This is a genomic window from uncultured Nostoc sp. (assembly GCF_937863485.1).
Lineage (GTDB): Bacteria > Cyanobacteriota > Cyanobacteriia > Cyanobacteriales > Nostocaceae > Nostoc.
The window spans coordinates 16,451-32,602 of sequence record NZ_CALMFY010000156.1 but is presented as its reverse complement, the minus strand read 5'-3'; the positions used below and the strand labels follow the sequence as shown (position 1 = coordinate 32,602).

Here is a 16,152-nt window from a genome sequence, read left to right as displayed (position 1 = left end):
ATCTATCAAGTAGGGCTTGCTCCCTGCCACATTGAGATTTTAGAGCAGTTTGAAGCCAAAGCTTACATAATTGTTCCTATATTCTTCGGGGAGAAATTGTGGGGCTTGCTGGCAGCGTACCAAAATTCCAGCACTCGTGACTGGCAAACCTGGGAAGTTAACTTTTTGGTTCAGACTAGTTTGCAATTTAGCCTAGCTAAATCACAGATAGACTATCTAGAATTAGTGCGGGTAAAATCTGAGAAACTAGCTCAGATAGCGGAACAAGAGAAAGCTTTCACAAAGATCAGCAACCGCATCCGGCAAATCTTCGATGTTGAAGATATTTTCAAGATAACCACTCAAGAAGTACGGCAATTACTGCGATGCGATCGCGTCGCTGTCTATCGCTTTAATCCCGACTGGAGTGGCGAATTTGTGTCTGAGTCAGTAGCTTATGGTTGGGTAAGACTGGTAGGCCCCGATATCAAAACCGTCTGGGAAGATACCCACTTACAAGAAACTCAGGGAGGTCGATATGTTCAAGGAGAAAACTTTGTTGTAAATGACATCTACCAGATGGGTCATTTCCCCTGCCACATTGAGATGTTAGAACAGTTTGAAGTCAAAGCTTATATGATTGTTCCTGTATTTGCTGGGGAACAATTGTGGGGATTGCTGGCAGCTTATCAAAATTCTGGAACTCGTGATTGGGAAGAATCGGAAGTCACCTTATTAGCACGCATTGGTAATCAGTTAGGACTGGCATTACAACAGACTGAATATTTGCAACAAGTACAAGCGCAGTCAGCAAAATTAGCAGAAGCAGCAGCACGAGAAAAGGCAGCCAAGGAGTTACTACAACAACGATCTATTCAACTTCTAACAGCCCTAAGACCCGCCCTCAACGGCGACTTAACAGTACGCGCACCGATTACAGAAGACGAGCTAGGCACGATCGCCGATGCTTACAATAATACTCTGCAAGCGCTGTGGCAAATAGTTATTCAAGTACAGGGGGCTGCTCAACAAGTTGCCCAAACTTCTAGCAATAGCGACGCTTCACTGGCGGGACTGACTAATCTGGCGCAACAACAATCTGAGGAAATTACCGCAGCCTTAGGTGAAATTCAACATATGGTGGACTCTACTCAAGCTGTAGTGGCGAATGCTGAATTAGTGCAACTAGCAGTGCAACAAGCCAATCAAACTGTAGAGTCTGGCGATACCGCCATGAACCTGACTGTAAAAGCAATCCAAGGAATTCGCGAAACCGTTGCTCAAACCAGCAAAAAGATTAAACGCCTCAGCGAATCCTCGCAAAAAATCTCCAAAGTGGTGAATTTGATTGGTAATTTTGCCACACAGACAAACGTATTGGCTTTGAATGCAGCCATTGAAGCTACTCGTGCCGGTGAATATGGCAAAGGCTTTGCAGTTGTAGCTGATGAAGTCCGTTCTTTATCTCGCCAATCAGCAGCAGCAACCATCGAAATAGAAAAATTAGTCCAGGAGATTCAAGCAGAAACCGGAGAAGTTGCAGTAGCGATGGAAACTGGTATTCAGCAGGTGGTAGAAGGTACAAATCTTGTCAGTGACACTCGCCAAAACTTAAATGCGATCGTTTCTGCAACTGCCGAAATTAGTCAGCTAATCGAGCGAATTACCGCAGCGACTCAAAAACAAATGACCCAATCTGTAACAGTAACTAAATCAATGCAAGATGTAGCAGAAATTGCTAATAAAACTTTTGCTGAATCTCAACAAATTGCTACTGTGTTCCAAGATTTATCAGGGATGGCGCAAGAGCTATTAACAACTGCTAGTAAGTTTAAAGTGAATTGAGAAAAAGTTAGCAGGTTGGAGTTAGGAGTTAAAAGTTAAAAGTTAAGAATTAGGAGTTAGGAGTTATTGGGTCAAAGCATTAGTTAGATAAATCATGATATGATTCGCAAATTTGAAAATGCTTTAACCTTAATTAATTCTAATTTTTGAGTTGAAAATAGGAGAAGATTAATTGGCAGAAAGTATTATTTAAAAGAAGAATTTTAAATTTGCTTTGGAAATTATTCACCTGTATATTAAACTGCAAGAGCAACGGGAATATGTACTTTCTAAGCAATTATTACGCAATGGAACAAGTATTGGCGCAAATGTCGAAGAAGCTAGTGGAGGTCAGAGTAGAAAGAATTTATTGGCAAAAATGTATATTGCTTATAAAGAAGCTAGAGAAACTAAATACTAGCTACGTTTACTACAACAGTCTAATTTAGTAAATATTGATTTAACAAATGAATTAATCTATGCAGATGAAATCATTCGGATTTTGAGTTCAATAGTCAAGACAACTGAAAAATCAATTGGTTAATCAACTCTCAACTCCCAACTCTTAACTCTAAACTCCTAATTCCTAACTATGATTACAGATAACGAAATTCGCGAACAAGGATACATCTACTTTCTGGCTGAAGCTCCAGAATTAGTCAAAATTATTGAACAAGAACTATTTAGCTTATCAGAAGGTTATAGCACTGCCAAAGTTCACAACTTAATGCGGGCCACTCATACAATTAAAGGTGGAGCCGCTAATGTTGGGCTAGAACTAATTAAGATGATAGCCCATTATTTAGAAGATGTATTTAAAGCTCTATATAATCCAAAAGTGGTAGTTGATGCCGAATTACAAACACTTTTGTTACAAGCTTATGAGTGTCTTAGCATAGCATTAAATACCGAGCTAATAGGTAGTACTGTTAATGATGAAGAACTGCTCCATCGAGCAACTTCAGTGTTTGCACAGTTGCAAGAGAAACTGGGTGATGCATTTGGTGCTGAATCTCATATTCCTACTTCTGAAGAATTGGGATTTGATATTGTGCAGTCCGTTTTTGAAGTGGGAGTAGAGCAACGTCTAAACAGTATTGCTGACGCTGTTAATAATCCACCAAATAGTGACGAATTTATCGAGTTCTTACACTCTCAAGCTGAAGTGTTTTTCGGCTTGGCAGAATCTCTAAATTTACCTGGATTGGGAGAAATTGCCCAAACAATTCTGTCAGCGCTGCAAGCAAATCCCACCCAGGTGCAGCAAATTGCAGAAATTGCCCTTGTAGATTTGCAACAAGCACAAAAATTGGTACTAGCAGGCGATCGCACATCTGGTGGAGAAACTTCTCCAGGTTTGCAAAAACTCATGACAGTGGCAAGTAATGAGTTATCTGGAGAATTGCAAAATAATTCATCTGCTAGCGCATTTATTATCAATGAAGAACAATTTTACCAGTTTCTCACTACATCCGATAACAATAAAAACGAATCCGTCAACCCAACAACTGCAAAGTTTTATTTAAAAGTAATTCGCTACATTTTTGGCTGGTTTAATCATAAGATGGAAATCCCAGAGCCAGATATCAGTTTGAATTTACTTGTTCCCACATTAGAAAGAAAAAGTCTACTTAATTATATAGAAAACTGGCTGAAAAAGTTTCTTGATTTTGTCCAAGATGAAGAAGATAGTCAAAGTCTTTATATTTATCGACATGGTATCATCTTAATCATCCTCTTTGCAGTTGCAAAATTTCAATATTATATTAAACCATCTGACAGCTATTTCTCAGTAATTAAAATATTACAAAACCGAATTCATTCCGTAGCACAAGAATATAAAAATTATCCTCCTGTTACTAGCAAAGAGAAAAATTGGCTTGATAGCCCCAAATTACAAACACTGTTAGTTCTTAAAGAAATATCTAAATCTCTATCTTCTCAAACAACTGATAACCTACTAGAAGCAATATGGGGAGAAGAAGCTAGCCAAAACTTTGCTGTTGAAATCGTGACGATCCAGACTAATGATTCTTCAGATTCATTAACTGTCAGTGAGCAGGTAGTTATAGATGTTTCTGAAACAGCTATTGAAGTCATCCCTGATTTAACTACACAAATCAATAAAGAAATAGAAGATAAATCACAGTATGTTCAAACTAAAAATTTTCGCCAACCTTCATTTATTCGAGTGGATACAGAGAGGCTGCAACACCTCAATTATCTAGCAGGAGAATTGCTGATTTCCCAAAAACGGCGTAGTTTGCAAGATGAACAAGTCAAAGAAATAATTGAGCAATTAATACGGCAACTAACTAGACACCAAACAACTTTAAATGAATTACGTGATTTACCATTACAAGTACAAAATATTACCTCACAACAAACGCAAAATTTTGCAGTCAAGTTTGACTCTTTAGAAATGGATATATATACAGAATTTCATATGACATTGCATGAAGCAATAGAAGAGACACTGCAACTACAAGAAACCACTGAATCTCTTGACTTGCTCGTGACGCAAGCTGCTCAAATTAGTGACAAAAAAGAGAATTTAACTCTTAATATTATAGATAGCTTAGTAGAAGCACGAATGTCGCCTTTGGGCAATATCCTGAATCGCTTTCCCCACATGGTAAATAAGTTGGGGAATGTTCATGCCAAACTTGTAGAATTGAAACTTACTGGTACTGAGGTACTAGTAGATAAAGCGATCGCAGAAAAGCTTTACGATCCCTTATTACACTTAGTGCGTAATGCTTTTGACCACGGTATTGAAGCACCACAGGTTCGCCGAGAGCTTGGTAAACTAGAACAAGGTTTAATCGAAATCTGTGCCTATCATCAGGGTAGCCAAACTATTATCGAAGTTCGGGATGATGGTCAGGGATTGAATTTAGACAGAATTCGCAGAAAAGCTGCTGAATTTTATCCCCTACAAACTGAAGAAAAAACTAGAAGCTCTGCTTCTAATTTGGCTGAACCTGAACTTTTAGATTTGATATTTTCGCCTGGATTTTCTACTGCCAATAAAGTGAGTGAAATTTCTGGGCGTGGTATGGGTTTAGATATTGTGCGTACTCAGATGCACGCACTCAACGGCTCAATTTCAGTTCAATCCTTACCCAACCAAGGGACAATATTCATACTCAAAATTCCTTTTTCTATGACTACAGAAAAATTAATGCTAGTTCAAGCTAAAGGTGTTGTTTATGCCCTTCTTTTGGACAGTATCGAAAAAATATTGATTCCCTCCGATCAACAGATTAAAGAAATTGAAGGGAAAAAAGTCTTGCATTGGAACACAGACAATGATGAGACTATGGTCAGTCTCTGTCAGCTTTCAAAGTTGATTGATTATAATGGTTCATTCTTTAATAGTGGTACTCTATACAACACATCAAATATTCATGACCCAAGCATAGCGAAAAATCCGGTGCTTTTGCTACGACGAAATCAGGGAACATTTGCTTTGGAAGTTGACCAAATCATTGGTGAACAAGAACTAGTAATTAGACCTTTAGGAAATGCGATCGCACCGCCAAAATATATTTATGGTTGTAGTAGTTTAGCCAATGGTAACCTTGTCTTAGTGATTGATGCTTCATTGCTGGTAAAGTCTAGCGAGATCCAACAAACAACACTTGATATCATGGCGCTACCGATAGCTTCTTCCTCAAATAAAAAAGCCTTGCCGATATCAGGACATACTTTTTCATCTACACCATTACTTGCTGCATCTATTTCCACAACAACTATAGAAACCCAACCCAGTTATTCTCAAGAGCCACATAATAAATCACCAAAAGTTGTTTTAGTAGTAGATGACGCAATTAGTCTCCGGCAAACTCTCTCTCTGACTTTGCAAAAATCTGGCTATCAAGTAATACAAGCTCAAAATGGTGTTGAAGCTCTAGAAAAATTGCACTTACATCCAGAAATACAAGTTGTCGTCTCCGATTTAGAGATGCCACGAATGAATGGTTTTGAGTTGTTGAGCAATTTCCGTCAATACCCCAATTTAGCAAAAATACCTGTTGTAATTCTTACTTCTCGCAGTGCTGAAAAACATCGTCAGCTTGCCCAAGAATTGGGTGCAAGGGCTTACTTGACTAAGCCTTATTTAGAGCATGAGTTTCTCTCTACAATTAAGGGTTTAATTAACAGTAATACAGATGATTTTAAGCCTTTACTTCTGGTGGCAAATCATTGATAATTTGGGAAATGCTATTGCCTTAATTACCAGGTAGATTATTTGGATCTACACCTAGAGAACGTAAATACTGCGCTAACTTTTCAGCTTCTAATGTGAATATTGGAACTATCCCATTTTCTTCCCAAACCGCGTAACTTTTGCGTGATTTGCCACCCTTTTTTCGTTCTACTCCCACACTTAAAAAAGCATCTGGCACTACAGGTACTCTAGGATTTACTCCTGTGGTGTGATATACTTCCATATCTACTCCGAAGTACCAATCCATGCGATTTGCCCAAATAGAGTTGAGTAAGAAGAGTAAAATGTTGGGCAAAAAATTTTGGTCTAGGCTTCGCCAAGCCCTTCAGTCTATGTTATCCACTGGCGTATCGTCTGAACAAGGAAGTTCGTCAGTAGTTGGTAACGCATTTTTGAGATCAGGTAAGAGCATAACCGTTGTCTCGCTGGTGTTTGATGCCCTTATTATAAGTGAGTGACGAAAAGTTTAGCGTTTGGGTGCAGGTTCGCCAAACTTAATCAAAAGCGCGATCGCAATACTAACAAGCAAAATTAACGTCATACTCAAGGCTGAACCAAATCCCCAATTTTGCGTTGCTCCAAGAAACTGGTTATAAACTAACCGCGCCGCCGTCATACTAGAAGCACCACCAAGTAATTCTGGATCGACGAAATCCCCCAAGCCTGTGATGAATACAAGCATAGAAGCAGCCGCAATTCCAGGCAAAATTTGCGGTACGGTTACTTGGCAAAAAGTTTCCACCGGATTTGCACCTAAATCAGCCGCTGCTTCTAGCAACCGCTTGTCTAGCTTTTCGAGAGAAGCATATAAAATCAAAACCATATAGGGTAACAAGCTGTAACTCATGCCAATAAATACAGCTTGACTTTGGTTAAGTAATTCCAAAGTAGGCAAGCCGAAATTGCTGAGTAAACTGTTCAATAAACCAGTAGGACGAAGAATTGTAATCCAAGCATAGGAGCGAAGTAACGAGGAAGTCCACAAAGGTAATATAAAGCCTAATAGCAGCAAATTTCGCCAACGCTGTGGCGCTATCTGAGCAATCCAATAGGCGACAGGGAAGCCCAAAATTAAACAAATTATTGTAGTACCAAACGCAAAAAATAGCGATCGCCCAATTACTTGCACATAAAGCGGATCAAATATTCGGATATAGTTTTTGAATCCGTTGGGATTGACCAAATCTCCCGGCCGGATGTCTGCAACCAAACTTAACTCGAAAATTATCAAAGTTGGCAGCACCAACAAAAGTAATAACCAAATCCCAGATGGTGCAAGTAATACCAAAGGTTGGAGCCAGTTTCCTGGCAGGCGATGCAATTCTTCTATTTTGGAAATCTCATTTTTTTCAAAATTCATCACTTATAACTCTATCAATTTTAAATTTTAAATCGCACCAAAGGTGTGCTTACAGCGCAACTTGGATTTTGGATTGAATTAAAAATATCAAATCAATCCAAACTTTATTTAGCTGCTAGTTAATTGAGTCCAATAGCGATCGTAAACCTCTTCAAATTCTCCTACAGGAGTAACACGTTCACAATTTGCTAAAAAAGACTCTGATGGAAATAAATTAGCATTGTTTTGGATTGTTTTTGGCAATTGCTCAAATCCAGCACTATTAGGCGTAGAAATACTCAGACGCTGACTGATTTTGGCCGCTAATTCTGGTTGCAGAATCATGTTAATCCAAGCATAAGCTCCAGCTAAATTGGGGGCTGCTTTGGGAATAACAATAGTGTCTGTCCATAATGAAGAACCGCTGCGAGGAATCACATATTTTAGTTTAGGATTTTCTTTAGAGATTTTCACTGCATCTGCTGAATAGCACATTGCCAATAGTAAATCTCCTGCTAAAATTTGATTTTGCCAAGCATCGGTGTCAAAACGTGCGATCGCAGGTTTTAGCACCTTCAACTTTTCATAAGCTTGTTTGATTTGTTGTTCATTTTTTGAGTTGTAAGAATAACCTAGCATCCGTAACGTCGCACCCATAACTTCTCGAACATCATTGAGCAAGGTCATCCGCTGATTAAGTTGCTTTTGGTTTTGCCAAAGGTAATCCCAGTCTTGTGGTGCATCTTTGATTTTTTCGGAATTATAAAGGAAACCTGTTGTTCCCCAGTTAAAAGGGATACTATATCGGTTATTGGGGTCATAACTAGGATTCTGAAACCGGGGAAATAAATTCTCTAAACCGATTAAGCTATCGTGATTTATTTCTGTTAACAAACCTTTCTTTACCATCTTCTGCACCATATAATCAGATGGATAGATGATGCTGTAAGTCCCACCGCCTCCAGCTTGCAACTTAGCCAGCATCACATCATTGGAATCATATACATCTGCTAGCACTTTCATGCCAGTTTGGGTGCTAAAAGTTTTCAGTAATTGGTTGTCAGTATATTGCGTCCAGGTAAAGATATAAAGTTGGTCACGTTGACCAGAAGTATTAGAATTAGCACGGACTTCACCCAGCCTCCAGCCACAACTAGCTAAAGATAAGCTAGAAAGCGCTGCTGCCCCTTTTACAAATTGCCGTCTGTTAGTCATTAAGTTAGAAGTCATTCATCGACAACTTCTAGATTACGGTATACCTCATAGCCCCTGACGTGATTTTCTCGGGTAAATGTATCATTCTTCACACTTACCAAACGCACCCTTTCCTTCTCCTATGGTCGCCCACTACGCGAATGTACGCTCTGCGAACGGGTAAGATGTGGGGCTTCTGTCGGAGTTAGCTAAAGACTTTATTTTACTTTCGGACTTGGTTAATTTATGATGGTTGTCCTCCCTGAAGGAGATCCCTGCATGAAAGGAGTTTTTCAGCATATGGATATCAGTGGGACAACAAACCAGAAGTTTTTGCAGATGAAATTATGCAGATTTTGACTATATGGCTTAAACTAGTAGGTTTATAATCATATTTCTTATAGCTTCAATCAATAGGCTGTTATGCTCTTCCCAAGAAAGCCAAACAAGTTTGTAGAGAATTGCGGCACAAAGTAGTTAAATATGTTGTTAAACATTTGTAAACTGTTAGCAGCCGAGTAGCCGCGTGTCACATCTTGTTAAGGAATTATTATGAGACAACTTGTTATCGTTGAGCGCGTATGCCTCATTGGTCATATCGTGTCAAAAGCCTTTGGACTGGTAGGGATGCTACTGGTCGTACCTAATGCCGAAATAATTTTAAACTTATCGCAGGTTGGCGAAACTGCCATACAGTTAAGTATGGCTGGCGGTGGTGTAGTTGATATCATCTTGGGGACAATAGCTGTCTCTATTTATGCCTACCGGACGTTGGGATTAGGAACCTGGCTAGCATTTATGCTACCGGCTATGTTTATCTCTTTGGGAAGTGAACTACTGGGAACCAGTACAGGTTTTCCATTTGGTGATTATAGCTACTTGAGTGGCTTGGGTTATAAGATTGCGGGGCTAGTTCCTTTCACAATTCCTTTATCTTGGTTCTATGTTGGGCTGTCGTCTTATTTAATTGCAAGAGCTGGTTTGAAAGTGGCTCAAAAACCCAGTTGGGGACGCCATATTACTGCTATAGCCGTTGGTGCTTTGCTCTTTACTTGCTGGGATTTTGCCCTTGAGCCAGCTATGAGTCAATCTTCTTTGCCCTTCTGGTATTGGGAACAACCAGGAGCTTTCTTTGGGACACCTTACCAGAATTATGCAGGTTGGTTTGGCACTAGCGCCCTGTTTATGAGTGTGGCAGGATTGTTGTGGAGAAATACATCGATTAAATTAGAGCGATCGCAACTCAATCTCCCCTTAGTCGTTTATTTAACTAACTTTGCTTTCGCCGCCGGACTAAGTTTGGCTGCTGGGTTCTCCATCCCTGTATTGCTCGGTTTATTGCTTGGTGTGGCTCCCGCCGTGGCGCTGTGGTTAAGGAGTTCAACCACACCGACTCCAGTTGCAGTCGAATCAGCAAGCAAGGAAGTATCAGTAGCAAAGGTTGAAGTTGCCTTGAAATAGCCTAGAGATTGGGGAGTGGGGAGTTATGAGTTAGGAGTTAGAAGTTAGGAGTTAGGAGTTAGGAGTTAAAAGTTAGGAGTGGAAGGCAATAACTAATGCCCCATGCCCCATGCCTAATACAACTCTTCTCTACGAGAGGCTGCGCCCTAAGCGTAGCTATGCCGCAGGCTTTACGGCAACTCTTAGAGACGCTCTTGCGGTTCGCTCAGTACAAGTGCCCAATGCCCAATGACTAATAACTAATGACTAATGACAACGCTTTGATAGTAGAAAGCGCCATCTCCCTTTTATTGCTACTTATCCAAGTACCAGCAACGGCGATTCTGTTTTCGCGCCTGCTAAAGGGGCCAAGACGCTTTCCCCCAATAGAACCGCAACAGCCGACGCCGGAGCTTTTGGGTAAGGTTAGCGTCGTTGTTCCCACACTGAACGAGGCGCTTCGCATTAGCCCTCTGTTGGCTGGTTTAAGTCAACAAAGCTACGAAATTCGGGAAATTATTGTTGTAGATAGCAAGTCTGGTGATGGCACCCCCGACTTGGTAAAAGCGAAACAGCAGAAAGATCCGCGCTTTCGGGTGATCACAGATGACCCCTTACCCTCTGGTTGGGTGGGGCGTCCTTGGGCGTTGCATAACGGTTTTCTATATAGCTCTGAGGCTAGTCAGTGGTTTCTGGGGCTGGATGCTGATATCCAACCCCATCCTGGTTTGGTTGCTGGTTTGGTGAAGACGGCCGAAGCACAAGGCTATGATCTGGTTTCCCTTTCACCCCAGTTTATCCTCAAATATCCAGGAGAGTGCTGGCTACAACCGGCTTTGTTGATGACTTTGCTTTACCGATTTGACCCCGCTGGGATCAATACAGAGCAGCCAGAACGGGTGATGGCAAATGGGCAGTGTTTTTTGTGTCGTCGCTCGGTTTTAGCTGCTGTGGGTGGCTATAGCAGTGCGAGTAGTTCTTTTTGTGATGATGTCACTTTGGCACGAAAGATTGCTGCTCAAGGGTATAAAGTGGGCTTTTTAGATGGTGCAAAGGTGCTAAAGGTACGGATGTATGAAGGGGCGATGGAGACGTGGAAGGAATGGGGGCGGAGTCTCGATCTTAAAGATGCAACTTCTCGTTCGCAGTTGTGGGGAGATTTATGGCTACTCACATCTGTTCAGGGTCTACCCCTTTTAATTATCCTCACTTTTTTGTTGATTTCTCCGCCACTCGGATACTTGCTACAGACGCGATTAATCGCGTCTCTACCCACTCCCCCACTCCTCCTGGTGGGACTGAATTTATTCTTGGTGGTGATTCGCTTTGCTATGCTAATTGCGATCGCCCCTTCCTACGATCGCAAAAGCGCCAAAGGCAGCTGGTTATTCTGGCTTTCCCCTTTGGCTGATCCCTTAGCTGTGTTGCGAATCTTCTTATCTGCGTTCCATACCCCGCGCGAGTGGCGAGGACGCAAATACAGTGCTGAATTATGAGTTATGAATTATGAATTTTCAACTCCTAACTCCTCACTCCTCTTCACCTCCTACTTGATCCCCGCGTTCCAGTTCCCAAAGAATTTGATTTCCTTCACGACGTACCCGTGACACTATCCAGTTTCGCCAGCGCCATTGATCTCCCCGGCTGGTAACAGCGCTGGCGTGGACATCCATCAAGTCTGCTAACTCAGAACTGGTGATTAAGTAGCCTTTTTCAGAAATTTCGTCAGCGATACGTAGAGTTTCGACCAAGCTGCGGAGTTGCGAAACCCTCATTTCTGGCGGTTTCTCGTCGGTTGCGGCCGCAATTGGCCCAGTTGATGGTTCCATAAGAGTTATTTCTGGTGCAGAAGTACTGACTTGTTGTCTACTTTGGTTAATTACTCTAGAGTTTTTCTCAGAATCAGCTACTTTTGCTACATTTAGTTCATTTGTAAAAGGTAAAGATTTATAAAAATTTGTCGGAGTTAATTGTTGTAGCGAAGGGATTTTGCCACTAGCATAGGTGCGAGCGATCACATCACAACGTTCGTTACCTATGTTACCAGAATGTCCCCTGACGTGTTGCCATTTCACCTGTTGGGTATTGAGTTGATCGAGAGTTTCCAAAAGGTCTTGGTTTTGAACGGGTTTACCATCTGACTTTTTCCAGCCTTTATTTTTCCAGCCTTTCACCCACTTGGTAACGCAGTTAATCAGGTATTCGCTATCGGTATGAAGGGTGATGGCTTGGGCTTGTTGAGATGTTTGCAGGAATTGTAAGGCTGCGATCGCAGCTTGCATTTCCATTTTATTATTAGTGGTATGAGGAGATGCATCGCCCATTTCGTGGATTGAGCCATCGCTGAAGTAGACAACTACTCCCCAACCGCCAGGGCCAGGGTTCCCGGTGCAAGCACCATCGGTGTATATGCTTTGGATTGTGGGTTGAGTGGACATGGTTTAGGATATCGAACTGCAAAAAAGAGGCAGCGCATTGCTTTGGTTCCCAAAGTTGTAGCGACTGCGGGTTTTTAGGGCGAAAAGGAGACGCAGAACCAGGTATTAAGAGGATTTCAGGACTTACGCATGGGTCATGGAAGAACGTAGACGCAAAGCGGCTTGCCGCAGGCTACCACTCCAGACACAGAGAAGCCAGTGCGCCCTTCTCCCAAGGGGAGACGCCAAGGGCGATGCGGTTCCCCGACTTGTACCCCTACGGGGAAGCAAGCTACGCGCAGCGTCTCCCTTAGGAGAAGCAACTGGCGTGACACGGAGGAATGAGAGTTTGAGAGGTTTTTTGCGTAAGTCCTAGATTTGTCTAGGGCTAAGACGTTTAGACGACATTGCCTCAACTTGGAAATTGATTCATTCACATTCCCTAACTTCTGTTTTGAGTTAACCACCGCATTTTCAAATCTAATTTGTCATCCAGTCAAGCAGTTTTAGATTTTAGATTGCCGATAGCGTAGCGTAAAGCCTGCGGCATGGCAACTCTTAAAGACGCTCTTGCGTTCGCTTAGAGCGAGTTTGCGTACCCCTACGGGGATTTTGCTAGCAAGAGCGTCTCGTAGAGAGCGTCTTTTGGATTGACCCGGCCCATAAGGGTACGGGGCAAGCGGAATTTTAGATTTTGGATTTGTTTTGCCCACGCTTAGGCGAAGCATGAACGGAAATAATTTTTAATTCTTTAATCTAAAATCCAAAATCTAAAATCTAAAATTGGCATTGCCCAATTAAGCTAAGATATTCTGATTATATGAATGTATTTGTGTTAGATAGGTTTTCCGTAGAGTTAAAGTGGTGCTTTGAAGTTATTTATTAATATGTATATCCTGAATAGGGACTTTGAGTTATGAAGGTTAGCTTGCAGCCTGCCTTGAATGATGGTAATTTGGACGCGAATCAACTGAATAGTCAACGTCAGTTGGGAATTTCGATTTCGGCGATCGCAGAAAATCAAGACCGCAATGTGCCACTGAATTTATGCTTAATTCTCGATCATAGTGGTTCTATGAATGGGCGATCGCTAGAAACAGTCAAAAAAGCAGCAAATCGTCTGGTAGATAGACTCAATCCTGGCGATCGCCTCAGTATTGTAGTTTTCGATCACCGCGCCAAAGTCTTAGTACCTAGTCAAAGTGTCGAAGATCCAGAGAAAATCAAACAGCAGATTAACCGCTTATCTGCTGATGGTGGGACTGCGATTGATGAAGGATTGCGCTTGGGGATTGAGGAGTTGGCGAAGGGCAAAAAAGATAGTGTTTCCCAAGCCTTCTTATTAACCGACGGGGAAAATGAACACGGTGATAACAATCGCTGTTTGAAATTCGCCCAATTGGCTGCTAGCTATAATTTGACTTTGAACACTTTAGGATTTGGTGACAACTGGAACCAAGATGTTTTAGAAAAAATTGCTGATGCTGGTTTGGGGACTTTATCTTATATTCAAAAACCCGAACAGGCAGTGGATGAGTTTAATCGCCTGTTCAGCCGCATTCAAACAGTGGGATTGACTAATGCTTATCTGCTATTCTCCTTGATGCCCAATGTCCGGCTAGCGGAACTCAAACCTGTTGCCCAAGTTTCCCCAGACACAATTGAGTTACCACTGCAACAAGAAACTGATGGACGTTTCGCTGTACGGTTGGGAGATTTAATGAAAGATGCGGAACGGGTGATTTTAGCTAATATTTATTTGGGACAATTGCCAACAGGTGAACAAGCGATCGCTAATGTGCAAGTCCGCTATGATGATCCAGCCGCCAACCAGGTAGGTTTATTTACACCAAATATCCCAGTTTATGCCCATGTAGTCAAAAATTACCAAGCAGACCCGAATCCCCAGGTGCAACAGTCTATTTTAGCATTAGCTAAGTATCGCCAAACTCAGCTAGCAGAGACGAAATTACAACAGGGCGATCGCACTGGTGCAGCGACGATGCTACAAACGGCTGCTAAAACTGCCCTACAAATGGGAGATACTGGTGCAGCGACGGTGTTGCAAACTTCTGCCACCCAGCTACAATCTGGTGAAGATTTATCCGAAAGCGATCGCAAGAAAACCAGGATGGTCTCCAAAACAGTTTTGCAAGATACCCCTCCGCAATGAAAGTTAAATTGCTATCGGCGTTAAATGACAATAATGTTGATGTGGCTCAAACAAGTAGCCAACGTCAACTGGCAATGACAATTTTTGCGATCGCTGGTGAGTTTGACCAAAATCTGCCCCTTAACCTCTGCTTGATTTTGGATAGAAGTGGTTCCATGCATGGACAACCAATTAAAACGGTGATCCAGGCGGTGGAAAGATTAATAGATCGGTTGAAAGTAGGCGATCGCATCTCAGTTGTGGCTTTTTCTGGTTCTGCGGAAGTCATTATCCCCAACCAAGAGATCCAAGACCCTGAAAGCATCAAATCTCAAATTAAAAGTAAACTCAGTGCTAGCGGCGGTACTGTAATCGCTGACGGTTTGGAACTGGGAATTACAGAACTGATGAAAGGCACAAGAGGCGCTGTTTCCCAGGCGTTTCTGTTGACGGATGGACATGGTGAAAGCGGTTTGCGGATTTGGAAGTGGGATATTGGGCGAGATGACAACAAGCGCTGTCTTGCACTTGCACAAAAGGCTGCCAAGTTGAACCTAACTATCAACACTTTCGGATTTGGCAATAGCTGGAATCAGGATTTACTGGAAAAAATTGCCGATGTCGGTGGTGGGACTCTAGCCCATATTGAACGTCCTGAGCAAGCTGTGGATCAGTTTAGCCGACTGTTTGGACGGATTCAGTCGATTGGGCTAACTAATGCCTACTTGCTGTTATCTCTAGTGCCTAATGTCCGATTAGCAGAATTGAAACCCATTGCCCAAGTTGCCCCAGACACAATCGAGTTACCAGTGGAACCAGAAGCTGATGGTAGCTTTGCTGTGCGTTTGGGAGATTTGATGCAGGATGTAGAACGGGTAGTTTTGGCTAATATTTATTTGGGACAATTGCCAGAAGGTAAACAAGCGATCGGGCATCTGCAAATCCGTTACGATGACCCGTTGGTTAAGGAACAAGGCTTACTTACGCCCCTTGTGGCAGTGTATGCAGATGTAGTGCGGGCGTATCAATCGGCATCTAATCCGCAGGTGCAACAATCTATTTTAGCATTAGCGAAGTATCGTCAAACCCAGTTAGCCGAGGCGAAATTGCAACAAGGCGATCGCACTGGTGCAGCAACGATGTTACAAACAGCAGCTAAAACCGCTTTACAAATAGGAGATAAAGGTGCAGCGACAGTATTGCAAACTTCTGCCACTCGCTTGCAAGCTGGCGAAGAACTGTCGGAAGCAGACCTGAAGAAAACTAGAATTGTATCAAAAACCGTTTTACAGGAATAGTAAAAATTCAGCGTTGCTGATTAACGGGATGAAAGTTTCGCGCCAAGGCAAGGCAGCGCGTTGGGCGGGTTTCCCGACTTGTTCGCGCAGCGTCTCCCTTAGGAGAAGCGACTGCCGCGCAAAGTGAGAAAAAATATTTGATTCCTCATCACCTACGACAAAGCCTTCCAGACTGGACTGATTCAGGTAATTCCTGACCTCAAGTAAAGCCAAGTATCGCCAAACCCAGTTAGCTGAGGCGAAATTGCAACAAGGCGATCGCACTGGTGCAGCCA

10 protein-coding genes and 2 pseudogenes are annotated in these 16,152 nt (G+C 42.2%); 7 read left to right on the top strand and 5 right to left on the bottom strand.

Annotation, left to right across the window (positions count from 1 at the left end; genetic code table 11):
• The 3 genes and pseudogenes from Q0541_RS20185 to Q0541_RS20175 form a co-directional block, all read left to right on the top strand.
• On the top strand, window positions 1–1,824 hold a 1,824-nt coding region (locus Q0541_RS20185; protein WP_298914192.1), incomplete at its 5' end, for a methyl-accepting chemotaxis protein.
• A gap of 205 nt (window positions 1,825–2,029) precedes the next feature.
• Window positions 2,030–2,224, top strand: a pseudogene (locus Q0541_RS20180) (four helix bundle protein); the annotation flags it as partial.
• A 171-nt stretch (window positions 2,225–2,395) separates the two neighbouring features.
• On the top strand, window positions 2,396–6,016 hold the full coding sequence (locus Q0541_RS20175) for a response regulator (RefSeq protein WP_298914189.1): 3,621 nt from the start codon (window positions 2,396–2,398) through the stop codon (window positions 6,014–6,016).
• Between the two features lie 88 nt (window positions 6,017–6,104).
• Here Q0541_RS20175 and Q0541_RS20170 read toward each other — a convergent pair.
• The 3 genes and pseudogenes from Q0541_RS20170 to Q0541_RS20160 all read right to left on the bottom strand — a co-directional run.
• Window positions 6,105–6,449, bottom strand: a pseudogene (locus Q0541_RS20170) (hypothetical protein); the annotation flags it as partial.
• A gap of 54 nt (window positions 6,450–6,503) precedes the next feature.
• Window positions 6,504–7,397, bottom strand: a complete 894-nt coding sequence (locus Q0541_RS20165) for an ABC transporter permease (RefSeq protein WP_298914185.1) — start codon at window positions 7,395–7,397, stop codon at window positions 6,504–6,506.
• 108 nt (window positions 7,398–7,505) lie between these two features.
• Window positions 7,506–8,591: a spermidine/putrescine ABC transporter substrate-binding protein gene (locus Q0541_RS20160; protein ID WP_298914230.1), complete on the bottom strand. Its 1,086-nt coding sequence runs from the start codon at window positions 8,589–8,591 to the stop codon at window positions 7,506–7,508.
• Window positions 8,592–9,122: 531 nt separating this feature from the next.
• On the opposite strand from Q0541_RS20160, the gene cruF reads away from it, so the two are divergent.
• Together cruF and cruG are read left to right on the top strand one after the other, a co-directional pair.
• Window positions 9,123–10,031 carry a gamma-carotene 1'-hydroxylase CruF gene (gene cruF, locus Q0541_RS20155; RefSeq protein ID WP_298914182.1) on the top strand — a complete coding sequence of 303 codons (909 nt, stop codon included), beginning with the start codon at window positions 9,123–9,125 and terminating at the stop codon, window positions 10,029–10,031.
• Between the two features lie 242 nt (window positions 10,032–10,273).
• Window positions 10,274–11,506, top strand: coding sequence for a 2'-O-glycosyltransferase CruG (gene cruG / locus Q0541_RS20150; protein ID WP_298914179.1), 1,233 nt, complete (start codon window positions 10,274–10,276; stop codon window positions 11,504–11,506).
• Window positions 11,507–11,539: 33 nt separating this feature from the next.
• Here cruG and rnhA read toward each other — a convergent pair whose 3' ends face one another.
• Window positions 11,540–12,448 (bottom strand): ribonuclease HI, encoded by a 909-nt coding sequence (gene rnhA / locus Q0541_RS20145; protein ID WP_298914176.1) that lies wholly within the window; start codon window positions 12,446–12,448, stop codon window positions 11,540–11,542.
• An 895-nt stretch (window positions 12,449–13,343) separates the two neighbouring features.
• On the opposite strand from rnhA, the gene Q0541_RS20140 reads away from it, so the two are divergent.
• Both Q0541_RS20140 and Q0541_RS20135 read left to right on the top strand, forming a co-directional pair.
• Window positions 13,344–14,600, top strand: coding sequence for a VWA domain-containing protein (locus tag Q0541_RS20140; RefSeq protein ID WP_298914174.1), 1,257 nt, complete (start codon window positions 13,344–13,346; stop codon window positions 14,598–14,600).
• Window positions 14,597–15,877 (top strand): VWA domain-containing protein, encoded by a 1,281-nt coding sequence (locus tag Q0541_RS20135; RefSeq protein ID WP_298914171.1) that lies wholly within the window; start codon window positions 14,597–14,599, stop codon window positions 15,875–15,877. Before Q0541_RS20140 ends, Q0541_RS20135 begins: the two co-directional genes overlap by 4 nt.
• On the opposite strand, the gene Q0541_RS20130 is transcribed toward Q0541_RS20135, so the two are convergent.
• Window positions 15,866–16,152, bottom strand: a 287-nt coding sequence (locus Q0541_RS20130; protein ID WP_298914168.1) for a hypothetical protein, incomplete at its 5' end; no start/stop codon positions are given. The genes Q0541_RS20135 and Q0541_RS20130 overlap by 12 nt on opposite strands.

Coding starts and splice junctions, on each gene's coding strand:
- Q0541_RS20175 (WP_298914189.1), top strand. CDS start 2,396: ATGATTACAGATAACGAAATTCGCGAACAAGGATACATCTACTTTCTG.
- Q0541_RS20165 (WP_298914185.1), bottom strand. CDS start 7,397: ATGAATTTTGAAAAAAATGAGATTTCCAAAATAGAAGAATTGCATCGC.
- Q0541_RS20160 (WP_298914230.1), bottom strand. CDS start 8,591: ATGACTAACAGACGGCAATTTGTAAAAGGGGCAGCAGCGCTTTCTAGC.
- cruF (WP_298914182.1), top strand. CDS start 9,123: ATGAGACAACTTGTTATCGTTGAGCGCGTATGCCTCATTGGTCATATC.
- cruG (WP_298914179.1), top strand. CDS start 10,274: ATGACTAATGACAACGCTTTGATAGTAGAAAGCGCCATCTCCCTTTTA.
- rnhA (WP_298914176.1), bottom strand. CDS start 12,448: ATGTCCACTCAACCCACAATCCAAAGCATATACACCGATGGTGCTTGC.
- Q0541_RS20140 (WP_298914174.1), top strand. CDS start 13,344: ATGAAGGTTAGCTTGCAGCCTGCCTTGAATGATGGTAATTTGGACGCG.
- Q0541_RS20135 (WP_298914171.1), top strand. CDS start 14,597: ATGAAAGTTAAATTGCTATCGGCGTTAAATGACAATAATGTTGATGTG.